We start from the raw sequence: 13,341 nt of genomic DNA, 5'->3' as shown, positions 1-13,341 counted from the left end.
CATGGTGGACCACGGGTCCGACAACGAGGATTCCCGCCCCCGACGGGCGGTTGGTCTTCAGCCCGTGCTCAGCCTCGGAAACCGAGCAGGCCGTGCAGCGTCGAACCGTGTGCCGTGCTCGTCGCCGCCTTCGCCGTCGTCAACGGCTTCGGGTCCGGTGTCTTCTGGCACACCGCGTCGATCTCGCCGCCACTGCGCGGCACCTTGCCGTCGGTCAGATACGTCGCCAGGTACTTGTCGAGGCAGGCGTTCCCGCTCAGCGTGATGCCGTGGTTCCCGCCGCCCTGCTCGACCACGAAGCTCGAACCGGCCAGCATCTGGTGGACCGTAGCGCCGCCCTCGTACGGAGTGGCCGCGTCGTTCGTCGCCTGGAACAGCAGTACCGGCGGCAGCTTGCCGTTGGCGATGTTGATCGGTTCCTTCGTCTTCGTCGGCCAGAACGCGCACGGCGCGTTGTACCAGGCGTTGTTCCACACCATGAACGGCGCCTTGTCGTAGGCCGCCCAGTTGTCCTTGCGCCACTGGTTCCAGTCGCGCGGCCAGGACGCGTCACGGCACTGCACCGACGTGTAGACGCTGTACCCGTTGTCCCCGGAGGCGTCGATCGCGGCGAAGTTCTCGTACGTCTCGACCAGCGGATCGGCGTTCTTGTCGTTCACGTACGCCGCGAACGCCTCGGCCAGATAAGGCCAGTAGCCGTTGTAGTACCCGCCCGGCATGAAGGTGTCCTCCAGCTCGGAGGCCCCCACCTTCCCGCCCGCCGGCTTCTTCGCGAGTGCCTTCCGCATGGCGTACCACTTGGCCTCGATCTTGGCCGGGTCGGTGCCGAGCTTGTAGGTGGCGTTGTACTTCGCGATCCACGCCATGAGCGCCTGCTGGCGGTCGTTGAAGGCGTAGTCCTGCCCGAGGTTGTCGTCGTACCAGACGCCGGTGGGATCGACGATGGAGTCGAGGACCAGGCGGCGTACGCGCTCCGGGTAGAGCTTGGCGTACACGGCGCCCAGGTAGGTGCCGTACGAGTACCCGAAGTAGTTGATCTTCTTCGCGCCGAGCGCGGCCCGGATCGAGTCCATGTCCCGTACGGCGCTGATCGTGTCGATGTACGGCAGCACGCTCGCGTACTTCTTGCCGCAGGCGGCCGCGAACGCCTTCACGCGCGTGAGGTTGGCCTTTTCCAGCGCGGGGGTGCTCGGCACCGAGTCGGGGCGGACCGGGTTGAAGTAGCCGGGCTTGCAGTCGAGGGCGGGGGTGCTCTTGCCGACGCCGCGCGGGTCGAAGCCGATGACGTCGTACTGGGACGCCACCGCCTTGGGCAGCGAGGACGCGACGAATCCCGCGAGGGTCAGCCCGCTGCCGCCGGGGCCGCCGGGGTTGACCAGCAGCGGTCCCTGGTACGTCTTCGCGGTGTGCGGGACGCGGGACAGGGCGAGCGAGATCTGCTTGCCGTGCGGGTTCGCGTGGTCCAGGGGCACCTTGACGCTCGAGCACTGGAGCGTCGGATAGTCCGTAGTGGCGCAGCTCTTCCAGCTGAGCTTCGCCGCCTGGACGGTGGTCGTGGAGTGCGCGGTGCTCGCGTCGGCGGGGAGAGCGGTGACCGTCCCGGCCACGACGACGGCGGCACCGCACAGTACGGCTGCGCGTTTTCTCATACGTCCTCCCAGGACGGAGAGGCGGCGGACAGCGGGTTTCGCGGTCCGTCCTCGCCGCATAGTCCCGAAAACCGGGGGCGGAAGAACCTGTTCAGCCGATACTTGACCCTATTGGGCCGCCGGATGCGCTCGAACGCCCCCGGTTCGGTGAGAAGCGCCCCCGGATCGGCTCAGGGACGAACACCCTCAGATCAGAGTGAGCTGCGTCGGCTCGGACACGGCCTGATCCGCCGGTTCCGCCGGCTCGGGAATCCGCCGCGGCATCCCCGCGCGCGCGGGACCGATGCCGTACTCCTGCGCCAGGTCGTGGACCTGACGGGTGATCCGGCGCTGGTACCACTTCGGGGCGTACGCACCCTCCGCGTACAGCCGCTCGTAACGGCGCACCAGATGCGGGTGGTGCTGCCCGAGCCAGGCCATGAACCACTCGCGGGCACCGGGCCGCAGATGCAGCACCAGGGGAGTCACCGAGCTGGCCCCGGAGGCCGCTATCGCCCTTACGGTGGCGCGCAGTTGGGCCGGGTGGTCGCTCAGGAAGGGGATCACCGGGGCCATCAGGACCCCGACGTCGATGCCGTGCTCGGTCAGGGTCCGTACGGCGTCCAGGCGCCGCTCCGGGGACGGCGTGCCGGGCTCCACCGTCCGCCACAGCGCCGGGTCGGTGAAGCCGACCGAGACGGAGATGCCGACGTCGGTGACCTCGGAGGCCTGCACCAGGAGGTCCAGGTCGCGCAGGATCAGCGTGCCCTTTGTCAGGATCGAGAAGGGGTTCGCGTGGTCGCGCAGGGCGCCGATGATGCCCGGCATCAGCCGGTAGCGGCCCTCCGCGCGCTGGTAGCAGTCGACGTTCGTGCCCATCGCGATGTGCTCGCCCAGCCAGCGCCGGGAGCCGAGCTGGCGGCGCAGCAGGTCAGGCGCGTTCACCTTGACCACGATCTGCGAGTCGAAGCCGAGGCCGGTGTCGAGGTCCAGGTAGCTGTGCGACTTGCGGGCGAAGCAGTACACGCACGCGTGCGAGCAGCCCCGGTACGGGTTGACCGTCCACTCGAAGGGCATCCGGGAGGCCCCCGGCACCCGGTTGATGATCGAACGGGCCCGCACCTCGTGGAAGGTGATCCCGCGGAACTCGGGTGTGTCGAAGGTACGGCTGACCACGGCGTCCGCGCCGAACAGCGCGGCGTCGGCCGCCCGGCTGTGGCCGCCGGAATCGACGGTGAGGTTCTCCCAGCGCATGACGCCTCCTAAGTAGGCCTGCCCTCCGAGTGAAACACTTGTTCGAATTACTGTGCAAGTGTCATTCCCGATCGCTTCCGACGCCTTGAGGCACCCCGATTTGGGTGGCCGTGGGCGGGGGTGGTTGGCTTGCACCGACCCCGAGAACCCATGTCCTGACTCATGTCCTGGAGGAAACCGATGGCGCAGGTCGAGGCGACTACCGAGCGGGTCGTCGCAGCCGACGCGGAGGCTGTCTTCGACGCCCTCGCCGACTACAGCGGCACGCGCGCGAAGGTGCTGCCCGAGCAGTTCAGCGAGTACGAGGTGCGCGAGGGCGGCGACGGCGAGGGCACCCTCGTCCACTGGAAGCTCCAGGCCACCAGCAAGCGCGTCCGCGACTGCCTCCTGGAGGTCAGCGAGCCGACCGACGGCGAACTGGTCGAGAAGGACCGCAACTCCACGATGGTCACCACCTGGCGGGTCACCCCGGCCGGCGAGGGCAAGTCCCGCGTCGTCGTGACCAGCACGTGGGACGGTGCCACCGGCATCGGCGGCTTCTTCGAGCGCACCTTCGCCCCCAAGGGCCTCGGCCGGATCTACGACCTGGTCCTCGACCGGCTCGCCGCCGAGGTCGAGAAGTAGGCCTCAAGGGCCAAGCCTCCAGGGCGTGTTGACGCCCTGACCGCGTTCCTCACCGGTTCGAGTGGATCTCCGTTCGAGCCGGGCGCACGCCGTAACTCGTCGCGCTTGTTCGCAGTTGTCGCCCAAAGCGGGAATTGTGCGGCAGGTGCGACGAGGGGAGCGGTACGTGGGTGGGACGACTCTGGTGCAGGACGAGCAGGCCCCGGCGCCCCCGGAGACCCCCGTCCCCGCGCCCGTCGAGAAGGCCGAACTGAGCCCGCGCCGCGTGCGGTTGGTGTTCCTCGGCCTGATGCTCGCGCTGCTGCTCGCGGCCCTCGACCAGATGATCGTCGCCACCGCGCTCCCGAAGATCGTCGGCGAACTGCACGGCCTGGACAAGATGTCCTGGGCGATCACCGCGTACCTCCTCACCTCCACGGTCGGCCTCCCCGTCTACGGCAAACTCGGCGACCTCCTGGGCCGCAAGAGCGTGTTCCAGTTCGCGATCGGCGTCTTCGTCATCGGCTCCGCGCTCTCGGGCCGCGCCCAGTCCATGGACCAACTCATCGCGTTCCGCGCGGTGCAGGGCATCGGCGCCGGCGGACTCATGATCGGCGTGCAGGCGATCATCGCGGACATCGTGCCGCCCCGGGAGCGCGGCCGCTTCATGGGCCTGATCGGCGCCACCTTCGGACTCGCCTCCGTGGCAGGGCCGTTGCTCGGCGGCTACTTCACCGACCACCTCTCCTGGCGCTGGTGCTTCTACATCAACGTGCCTTTCGGCGTGGTGACCTTCGCCGTCGTGACCGTCGTACTCAAGCTGCCGAAGCCGACCGCCAAGGCGCGCCTCGACATCCTCGGCGCGCTGCTGCTCGCCGCCGCCTCAACGTGCCTGGTGCTGCTGACCAGTTGGGGCGGGACCGAGTACGCCTGGGGCTCGCGCGTCATCCTCGGGCTCGGCGCGGGAGCGGTGGCCGCCGCGGTTCTCTTCCTCGTCGCCGAGCGCTTCGCGCCCGAACCCCTCATCCCGCTACGGCTGTTCAAGGACGCCGTCTTCAACGTCACCGCTCTCGTGGGCCTGGTGATCGGGGTCGCGCTGTTCGGGGCCGCCAGCTATCTGCCGACCTTCCTGCAGATGGTCGACGGGGCCAGCGCCACCGAGTCCGGGCTGCTGATGCTGCCCATGATGGGCGGCATCGTCGGCGCGTCGATCATCTCCGGCCAACTCATCAGCCACACAGGGCGCTACAAGATTTACCCCCTCCTCGGGAGCGCCCTCGCAACCCTCGGCATGTGGCTGCTCTCGCGGCTCGAGGTCGACACCTCCCGGCTGCAGTACAGCCTCTGGATGGCCGTCCTCGGCGCCGGCATCGGCATGGTGATGCCCGTGCTCGTCCTCGCCGTGCAGAACTCCGTGCGGCCCGCCGACCTCGGCACCGCCACCAGCGCCAACAACTACTTCCGGCAGATCGGCGGCAGCGTCGGCGCCGCCATCTTCGGCACCCTCTTCGCCGACCGGCTCACCGATGCCCTGCGCGACCGCATCCCCGCGCGCGCGGGTGCCGGTCTCCCCGACCCCGAGTCCATCACCCCGCAGCTCGTCCACACGCTGCCCCCGGCCCTGCGCGACGGCTACATCCAGGCGTACGCCGACGCCATGCCGCGGATCTTCCTCTACCTGGTGCCGGTGCTCGCCCTCGGCCTGCTCATCGCCTTCTTCCTCAAGGAGAAACCACTGGTGTCCCACAACGCCCCCGCCGAGACGTCGGAGACCGCGCCCCTCAACTCCCCGATCCCGCAGGCGCTCCCCCAACCTTCGGCCGGGGGGACCCCCATCTCGCTTCGCTTGCCGTACGCGGCCGGAATCCCCGTCTGCGGCACGGTGCAGCATCCCGACGGGACCGTCGTACCCCGGGCCGCGCTCACCCTCATCGACGTCTCAGGACAGCAGATCGGGCGCGGCGCCAGCGGCGCGGACGGGCGGTACGCGCTGTCGACGCCCGGCTCCGGGTCGTACGTCCTGATCGCGGCGGCCGGCGGGCACCAGCCGCAGGCGGTGTCCGTGACCGTCGGCGAACGGCCCGTCGAGCTCGACGTCGTCCTCGGCGGCGCCGGACGCCTCGCCGGGAGCGTGCTGACCGCGGACGGCACCCCGGTGCGGGAGGCCGCCGTGACGCTCACCAACGTGCACGGCGAGGTCGTCGCCAGCACCCGCAGCGGGCGCGAAGGCGGCTATGTCATCAGCGAGTTGGTGGCCGGCGAGTACACCCTCGCCGCCAGCGCGCCCGCGTTCCGCCCGGCCGCGCTCCCCGTCAGCGTCCAGGCGTCCCGCGAGACCCGCCAGGACGTCGAGCTCGCCGGCGGCGCCGTGCTGCGCGGCACGGTCAGGGCCAGCGGCGGGCGGCCCGTCGAGGACGCGCGGGTGACGCTGCTCGACGCGGCGGGCAACGTCGTGGACACGCTCACCACGGGACCCGACGGAACGTTCCGGTTCGTCGACCTGTCCTCCGGTGAGTACACGGTGATCGCCGCCGGCTACCCGCCCGTGGCCACCGTGCTCCAAGTGGCGGGCGGGGGACGCACCGAGCGCGATCTCCAGCTCGGCCACGAGGACTGACTCCTGCCCCACGGAGCGCGGAGGCGTGCGCCGGTGCGATGGAGTGGAACCAATTCCAGGAATGCCACACATCGCCACCGGCCGCCCCCGTAGCGTGGTCGATGGCGGCACAGATCTTGCGGAGCCGTGGGGAGAGAGGGCCTGGGCCATGGACCGTGGCACTGAGCGGGAGACACCTCCCGGCCGCGGGGCCGGGGACGACGTGGTGCTCGAACACACCGCGACGGGCCGTGTCCCCCTCGCCGTGATCCTCGTCGACCGCGACGGCCTCGTCTCGCACTGGAGCCGCGGCGCCCGACGTCTGTTCGGAGCCGCCAAGGAAGAGGCGATCGGCCAGCCGGCCCTCGACCTGCTCCCCGTCTCCGGCGCCCTGCCCGACGACGAAGAGCCCAGCCCCTACGGCGGGTTCACCCCCTACGACGGACTCGGCCCCGACCTGGAGTCCTCCCTCGACGGACGCCTGTCCTACCCGGCCGCCGGCCGCGCCCGCCTCACCGTCCCCGAGCATGACCGCGTCGACGTGCTGTGGTGGGCGTATCCCCTGGTCGGCCCCGGACAGGAACGGCTGCTCGTGCTCGCCGCCGACGCGGGCGGCCTGCGCCAGGACCTCCCCGAAGCGGACCGCGCCGTCGAGCGCATAGCACCGGGCTTCGCCCTGCACACCGACTTCCCCGGCGCCGACGAACTCGCCCGCAGGCTCCCTGAGATCCTGCCCAGCATGAGCGTCGACGAGAGCGCCCGCATCGTCGCCCAGGTCCTCGAACTGGGCTATCCCGTCCTGGAGTTCAGCCAGAACGAGCGGGTGCCGGTGACCCCCGACTGGGGCGTCGCCCGCCGCGCCGAGCGCAAGGCCCGCCGCGAGCGCGCCGCCCTCGCGGTCGCCGAAGGCCTGCCCGTCCCGCACGAGGTCGCGGACGAGGGCGAGGACCTCGAATACGTCGCCGTACGCGAGCGGTTGGAGTTCCTCAACGAGGTCAGCGGCCACATCGGCACCTCGCTCGACCTCGCGCAGACCATCATCGAGGTCAGCAAGGCCGTCGTACCCAAGTTCACGGATGTCGCGGGGACTTACCTCCGCGAACAGGTCGTCGCCGGTGAGGGGTTCCCGGACGGCGTGCCCGACACCACCACCATGTGGCACCGGGTCGCCCTGGAGCACACCGACGAACCCGGCCGCTGGGACGACGTCGTCCCCGTCGGCGAGGCCATGCCGTTCCCGGCGCACACCCCGTTCTTCCAGTGCATGACCAGCGGCGAACCCGTCCTCGTGCCGCGCATCAGCGAGCAGATGGGGCACATGATCGCCTCGCAGTTCGAGAAGCGCGACATCCGGCCGCTGATCACGGGCCGTTCCATGCTGGTCGTCCCGCTCAAGGCCCGCAACGTCGTCCTCGGCTTCATGATCCTGCTGCGCCACCCGGAGCGCGTCGAGTTCAACGACATGGACCGCGTCACCGGCGCCGAACTCGCCGCCCGCGCAGGCCTGGTGCTCGACAACGCGCGCATGTACACCTACCAGGAGAGTGTCGCCGAGACCCTCCAGGACAGCATGCTGCCGCACATCCCGCCGCGCATGGCGGGCTGCGACATCGCCACCCGCTATCTGCCGGGCACGCTGCTCGGCCGGGTCGGCGGCGACTGGTTCGACTCGGTGAAACTGCCCGGCGCCCGCACCGCGCTCGTCGTCGGCGACGTCATGGGCCACGGCCTCAACTCGGCCGCGATGATGGGCCAGTTGCGCACCGCCGTGCAGACCATGGCCGCCATGGACCTCCCGCCCGCCCAACTTCTGCGCAATCTCGACGACTTGGCACAACGCCTCGGCGACTCTTACCTCGCGACCTGCCTGTACGTCGTCTACGACCCGATCGCGAGCGAACTCCACATCGCCAACGCGGGCCACATCCCGCCGGTGATCGTGCGCGCCGGCGACGGCCGCAGCGAGCTGCTCGACCTGCCCACCGGCGCGCCCATCGGCGTCGGCGGGGTGCCCTTCGAGGCGGTGCGTGTGCGCGTGGCGCCCGGCGACCGGCTCGTGATGTGCACCGACGGGCTCGTCGAGGTGCGCGGCGAGGACATCGGCGTAGGGCTCGCGGCGCTGAGCGAGTCGGCCGCGCATCCGGCCGCGTCCATGGACGACGCCTGCGACACCATCATCCGCACCCTCAACACCCGCGGCGGCCGCAAGGACGACGTCGCCCTCCTGATGGCCCGCCTCAACGGCATCGAGCCCGACGACGTCGCCGAGTGGCGGCTCACCCGCGACCCGGTCGAGGCCGGCCGGGCCCGCGCGGCGGTCCGCGAACAGCTGCACACCTGGGGCCTGCCCCAACTCGCCGACAACGCCGCCCTGTTGGCGGGCGAGCTGGTCACCAACGCCGTACGGCACTCCCACGGCCGACGGATCGAGCTGCGCCTGGTGCGCGGCGACACCCTGCTGTGCGAGGTGGACGACGACGATCCCACCCTGCCGTCCCTGCTCGGCGCGGGCCCCGACGACGAGTTCGGCCGCGGACTGCACCTGGTCGGCGTGCTCGCCCGCGAATGGGGCGCCAGCCGTACGGCCACGGGCAAGACCGTCTGGTTCGAACTCACCCTGCCCCGCCGCTGAAGCGGGTGCGACCGAGGGGGTGCAAGGGGCGCACAACGGCGTACACCGGTCGAATGAGCGGTGAAGGAATGCGCCGTGTGCTTGTGAGCAGGACCGGGGCGCGATAGACCGTACTGGCCCGTCACTTATGGCGGAACGGCCTCGCATCCTGGGGAGTTGGGCATGAGCGTGACCAGTCGGTACCGGGAGGCCTGGGAAGGTTTCTGGCGCGAGGCGCCCGACGGACAGGGAGCCGTCTTCTGGGACGCGGCGGCCGCACAGACGGTGGGACTCCATCTCGCCCTGTTCGAGCCGAAGTTGCGAGACCCCGGTCTGCAGATGGTGGACCTCGGCTGCGGCAACGGCACTCAGACCCGGTTCCTCGCCGACCGGTTCAGCCATGTCGTCGGCGCCGACCTGTCCGCCGCGGCCCTCGACCACGCCCGGCACGCCGACCCGGCGGGGCAGGCGGCCTACCGGTTGCTGGACGCCGCCGACAAGACCGAGGTCGAGACCCTGCACGCCGAACTCGGCGACGCCAACGTCTACATGAGGGGCGTACTGCACCAGGTCGAGCCCGACGACCGGCAGCCGCTGGTCGACGGGATCGCCACGCTCATCGGCGAGCGCGGCCACGTCTTCCTCGTCGAACTCGCCGAGGCCGCCCGCCCGATCATCGGCGAGCTGGCCCAGGACCCGGCCGGCCCGCCCGCGAAACTCGCCCCGGTCCTCCGCCACGGCATCGCCCCCGGCGACGTGTCCGACGACGAGGTGCCGGAACTCCTGCGCGCGGCCGGCCTCACCGTCCTCGCGAGCGGTGAACTGCCGCTGATCACCACCGAGTTCACCGCGGACGGCGCGCGCATCGAACTGCCGTCGAAGTGGGTGATCGCGAGCCGTACGGCCTGAGACGGCAGGGGGAGACGGGGCGGCTCACCGCCTCCCCCCACCCGCACTACCCGAACTGGTGCTTGAGGAACGAGCCGGACCACGCCATCAGGTCCGCGGGCACGTAGTAGCCCTTCTCGTCGTTGATCGCGTCCCAGTTCTTCGCCACGTCCTCGACCGACGCGTCGCCCCCCTCGTGCGCGTACCCCTCCGTCGAGGCCAGGAAGACCCGCGCGAACCGGCCCGCGCCGGCCGTGTAGATCTCCCCGCTCACCGGGCAGTCCTCGTGCGCGAGATAGGCCACCATCGGCGCGACGGCCGCCGACGGCATGTACGGCATGCCCTCCGCGGTCTCCGTCGGTTCCTCCTCGGGGCCGCCGCCCATCCGGGTCATCGCGGCCGGTGCGATCAGGTTGACCTTGATGTTGTGCGGCTCTCCGGCCAGTTTCGCGCTGCGGGCCATACCGACCGTGCCGGCCTTCGCGGCGGCGTACGACAGGTTGTTGTCCATGCCGAACATGCCGCTGGAGGTGGTCAGGACGACCCGGCCGTAGCCCTGCTCGACGAAGTGCGGCCAGGCGGCCCGCATCGTGTTGAACGAACCGAGCAGGTGGACGGCCAAGTGCCGTTCCAGGTTGTCGAGTTCGATCTCCGGCAGGCCCGCGTACCGGATGATCCCGGCGTTGTTGACGAGGACGTCGATCCGGCCGAAGGTCTCGATCGCGGTGTCGATGATGGCCTCGCCGCCCGCGGTCGTGGACACGTCGTGGGTGTCGGCCACGGCCTCCCCGCCCGCGGCGACGATCTGGTCGACGACCTTCTGCGCGGGTCCGGCGTCCGAGCCCTCGCCCTCCATCGAACCGCCCAGGTCGTTGACGACGACCTTCGCCCCGCGCTCCGCCAGCAGGCGGGCGTAGGCGCGGCCGAGGCCACGGCCCGCGCCGGTGACGACGGCGACGCGTCCTTCGAAGCCGAACTCGCTCATGGGTGACTCCAGTTGTGTGCGGGTGACAGCGTGGGTGGCTACCAGGCGACCGGCAGCGCGTGCAGGCCGTAGGCGAGCGCGTCGTCCCGGCGGAACCTCAACTCGTCGAAACCGACGGCCAGTCGCAGGGTCGGGACGCGGCGGTACAACGTGCCGTAGACGACCTGGAGTTCGATGCGGGCGAGCTGCTGGCCCAGGCACTGGTGGATGCCCCAGGCGAAGGCATGGTGGTGCCGCGCCTCGCGGGAGATGTCGAACCTCTCCGGCTCGGGGAAGGCCGCCGGGTCCCAGTTGCCCGCGGGCAGCGCGACGACGATGCCCTCGCCGGCCTTGATGGTGACGCCCTCGATCTCGATGTCCTCGGCGGCGATCCGCCGCTGCCCGAGCGCCGGGATCGTCAGATAGCGCAGGATCTCCTCGACCGCGTTCGCGACGACCTTGGGGTCGTCCGTCCCGCGCAGCAGGGCCAGTTGCTCCGGGTTCTGCAGAAGCAGGGCGGTGCCCAGGGTGATCATGCTGGCGCTGGTCTCGTGGCCGGCGATCAGCAGGATCATGCACAGCATGACGGCCTCGGGCAGGGTGACCTCGCCCGCCTTGATCCGCCCGGCGAAGTCCGAGATGACGTCGTCGCTGGGCTCCTCCATCCGCTTCTGGAGCAGCCCGGCCAGATAGCCGCCGAGCGCCTGGTTCGCCGCCCGGTCCTGCTCGGCGGTCTTGTCGCTGCGGGTCGCCAGCGAGGCGTGCTCCTGGAAGAACTCGTGGTCCTCGTACGGCACTCCGAGCAGCGCGCAGATCATCAGCGAGGGGAGCGGCAGTGACAGCGCGGCGTTCAGGTCCGCCGGGTTCGGGCCCGCGAGCATCTTGTCGATCAGCTCGTCGGTGAACCGCTGGATCTCCGGCCGCAGCTTCTCCATCCGGTTGCGCGTGAACGGAGCCGTCATCATGCGGCGGATCCGCGTGTGGTCGGCGCCGTCGGCGTTGAAGATGGTCAGCGGGTGATGGGGGGCGTTCTCCGCCATCGCCTCGTTCGGGTACGGGAACCCGGGCTGTTTGTCGTCGGAGCTGACCCGAGGGTCGGACAGGATCACGCGCTGCGCGGCGTGCCCGGTCACCAGCCACGGGGTGCTGCCGTCCCAGATCCGGCCCCGGGACACGGGCGCCGTCTCGTTCAGGGCGCGCAGCCCGGCGGGCGGGGCGAACGGGCAGGTGCGGTCGCGCGCGCCCGGATAGTCGAAGAGCTCCGCGTCAGGGGCGGCGAGTTCCGTCTCGGCCTCGGACATGGTCGTTCCTCCAGGTGAGGGTGGGGGGGGGAGGGGCGGAAGGGAGGGGGCGGTCATTCCTCGATACGGATCGCCAGCGCGGGGCACACCGCCGCGGCGTTCCGTACGTCGTCGGCCAGTTCGGCCGGCGGGTTCTCGTTCAGCAGGACGACGATGCCGTCCTCGTCGCGCTGGTCGAACACGTCCATGGCGGCGGCGACGCACTGCCCGGCGGCGACGCATTTGTCCTCGTCGACGACAACCTTCATGGCAACTCTCCTGATCGTTCCGGGTCGTTCAGTGGGCGGGAGCGGGGGAGGGGACCGCGTCGACGATCTCCTGACGGCGCTGTCTGGCCTGCTTGGGCATGTTCCAGCCGAGGATCCCGGTGACCCGGCCGCCGCTGCGGTAGCGCGCGACGAACCGGCGGGCCGCCAACTCCCCGTCCACGACGTCCACTTCGGCATCGGCCGGCAGGAACCCGTGCACCTGGAGCTTGGCGTCGAACTGGTCGGTCCAGAAGTACGGCACCGGCTCGTAGGCCCGGTCCTCGCCGAGGACCGCCCCGGCGACCGCCAGGGCTTGCTCGGTGGCGTTGGTGCGGTTCTCCAGCCGGATCAGCCGACCGAGACCCTCGTGGTGCCAGCGGGCCACGTCACCGACGGCGTAGATCCCGGGCGCGGCCCGGCAACGGGAGTCGCACACCACGCCGTTGTCGAGTTCGAGCCCGCTGTCGGCCAGCCACTCCGTCGCGGGAGTCGCCCCGATCGCGACGACGACCACATCGGCGGGCAGCACCTCGCCCGTGCTCAACTCGACGCCGGTGACCCGGCCTTGGGCGCCGGTCAGGCCCACGACGCCGTTGCCCAGCCGGAGTTGCACCCCCCGTTCCGTGTGCAACTCCGCCAGTAGTCCCGATACCAGCGGGCCCACCTGGAGGGCCAGCGGTCCCGTCAGCGGGCCCGCGAGGGTGACCTCCAGGCCCAACGTCCGCGCGGTGGCGGCGATCTCGGAGCCCAGAACTCCCTCGCCGACGACCACCAGCCGTGACCCGGCGAGCAGATCCGTGCGCAGGGCGAGCGCGTCGTCGAGGGTGCGCAGCACATGCACGCCGGTCAACTCGCCCTGTCCGGGCAGCACTCGGGGCCGTACGCCGGTGGCGATCACGATCGCGTCGGCGCTCAGTTCGCGCCCGGACTCGGTGCGTACGGTCCGGGTCGCGGTGTCCAGACCGACCGCTGGATCGCCGTACACGAACTCGGTGTCCAGGCCGGTCAGCATCTCCTCGGTGCGCAGTGCGGCCCGGGCCGGTTCCCAGGCGCCGGAGAGGATCTGCTTGGAGAGCGGCGGACGGTCGTACGGGGCGTGCGGCTCGGCGCCGAGCACCGTGATCCGGCCCGTGTACCCCTTGCGCCGGAGGGCCTCCACCGTGGTCAGCCCGGACGCGGAGGCGCCCACCACCAGCACGTGGGCCACGGACCCGGTGTCGTCCTCGATGCTCATGTTCTGCTCCGTTG

The 13,341-nt window shown here is 70.7% G+C and carries 10 protein-coding genes; 4 read left to right on the top strand and 6 right to left on the bottom strand.

Features of this window, described 5'->3' with window-relative positions; translation table 11 throughout:
- Positions 1–68 precede the first annotated feature (68 nt).
- Complete coding sequence (locus tag OG504_RS11945) at positions 69–1,649, bottom strand: alpha/beta hydrolase (protein ID WP_405989796.1); 1,581 nt, start codon at positions 1,647–1,649, stop codon at positions 69–71.
- A gap of 186 nt (positions 1,650–1,835) precedes the next feature.
- Positions 1,836–2,882, bottom strand: coding sequence for an Rv2578c family radical SAM protein (locus tag OG504_RS11940; RefSeq protein ID WP_405989795.1), 1,047 nt, complete (start codon positions 2,880–2,882; stop codon positions 1,836–1,838).
- A gap of 180 nt (positions 2,883–3,062) precedes the next feature.
- Here OG504_RS11940 and OG504_RS11935 point away from each other — a divergent pair, with 180 nt between their 5' ends.
- The 4 genes from OG504_RS11935 to OG504_RS11920 all read left to right on the top strand — a co-directional run bounded on the left by OG504_RS11935 (position 3,063) and on the right by OG504_RS11920 (position 9,601).
- On the top strand, positions 3,063–3,506 hold the full coding sequence (locus OG504_RS11935) for an SRPBCC family protein (RefSeq protein WP_327400181.1): 444 nt from the start codon (positions 3,063–3,065) through the stop codon (positions 3,504–3,506).
- Positions 3,507–3,672: 166 nt separating this feature from the next.
- A complete protein-coding gene (locus OG504_RS11930) occupies positions 3,673–6,102 on the top strand; it encodes an MFS transporter (protein ID WP_405989794.1) in 2,430 nt (809 codons plus the stop codon).
- 148 nt (positions 6,103–6,250) lie between these two features.
- Positions 6,251–8,713, top strand: coding sequence for a SpoIIE family protein phosphatase (locus OG504_RS11925; RefSeq protein ID WP_405989793.1), 2,463 nt, complete (start codon positions 6,251–6,253; stop codon positions 8,711–8,713).
- Between the two features lie 162 nt (positions 8,714–8,875).
- Positions 8,876–9,601 carry a class I SAM-dependent methyltransferase gene (locus tag OG504_RS11920; RefSeq protein WP_405989792.1) on the top strand — a complete coding sequence of 242 codons (726 nt, stop codon included), beginning with the start codon at positions 8,876–8,878 and terminating at the stop codon, positions 9,599–9,601.
- Positions 9,602–9,647: 46 nt separating this feature from the next.
- Here the strand turns inward: OG504_RS11920 and OG504_RS11915 are convergent, their stop codons facing one another.
- Genes OG504_RS11915 through OG504_RS11900 form a run of 4 tightly spaced genes read right to left on the bottom strand, consistent with a single transcriptional unit; the run spans position 9,648 to position 13,327 of the window.
- Entirely contained in the window at positions 9,648–10,565 is a 918-nt protein-coding gene (locus tag OG504_RS11915; RefSeq protein ID WP_405989791.1) for an SDR family NAD(P)-dependent oxidoreductase, read from the bottom strand.
- A gap of 38 nt (positions 10,566–10,603) precedes the next feature.
- On the bottom strand, positions 10,604–11,845 hold the full coding sequence (locus OG504_RS11910; RefSeq protein ID WP_405989790.1) for a cytochrome P450: 1,242 nt from the start codon (positions 11,843–11,845) through the stop codon (positions 10,604–10,606).
- 53 nt (positions 11,846–11,898) lie between these two features.
- Positions 11,899–12,093 carry a ferredoxin gene (locus OG504_RS11905; RefSeq protein WP_033279370.1) on the bottom strand — a complete coding sequence of 65 codons (195 nt, stop codon included), beginning with the start codon at positions 12,091–12,093 and terminating at the stop codon, positions 11,899–11,901.
- Positions 12,094–12,121: 28 nt separating this feature from the next.
- Positions 12,122–13,327, bottom strand: a complete 1,206-nt coding sequence (locus OG504_RS11900) for an NAD(P)/FAD-dependent oxidoreductase (protein ID WP_405989789.1) — start codon at positions 13,325–13,327, stop codon at positions 12,122–12,124.
- Positions 13,328–13,341: the final 14 nt, after the last annotated feature.

This window comes from Streptomyces sp. NBC_00986, from assembly GCF_045162565.1.
GTDB lineage: Bacteria > Actinomycetota > Actinomycetes > Streptomycetales > Streptomycetaceae > Streptomyces.
The sequence above is the reverse complement of the archived record's forward strand: the minus strand, read 5'-3'. Positions and strand labels throughout refer to the sequence as shown.

Coding starts and splice junctions, on each gene's coding strand:
- OG504_RS11945 (WP_405989796.1), bottom strand. CDS start 1,649: ATGAGAAAACGCGCAGCCGTACTGTGCGGTGCCGCCGTCGTCGTGGCC.
- OG504_RS11940 (WP_405989795.1), bottom strand. CDS start 2,882: ATGCGCTGGGAGAACCTCACCGTCGATTCCGGCGGCCACAGCCGGGCG.
- OG504_RS11935 (WP_327400181.1), top strand. CDS start 3,063: ATGGCGCAGGTCGAGGCGACTACCGAGCGGGTCGTCGCAGCCGACGCG.
- OG504_RS11925 (WP_405989793.1), top strand. CDS start 6,251: ATGGACCGTGGCACTGAGCGGGAGACACCTCCCGGCCGCGGGGCCGGG.
- OG504_RS11920 (WP_405989792.1), top strand. CDS start 8,876: ATGAGCGTGACCAGTCGGTACCGGGAGGCCTGGGAAGGTTTCTGGCGC.
- OG504_RS11915 (WP_405989791.1), bottom strand. CDS start 10,565: ATGAGCGAGTTCGGCTTCGAAGGACGCGTCGCCGTCGTCACCGGCGCG.
- OG504_RS11910 (WP_405989790.1), bottom strand. CDS start 11,845: ATGTCCGAGGCCGAGACGGAACTCGCCGCCCCTGACGCGGAGCTCTTC.
- OG504_RS11905 (WP_033279370.1), bottom strand. CDS start 12,093: ATGAAGGTTGTCGTCGACGAGGACAAATGCGTCGCCGCCGGGCAGTGC.
- OG504_RS11900 (WP_405989789.1), bottom strand. CDS start 13,327: ATGAGCATCGAGGACGACACCGGGTCCGTGGCCCACGTGCTGGTGGTG.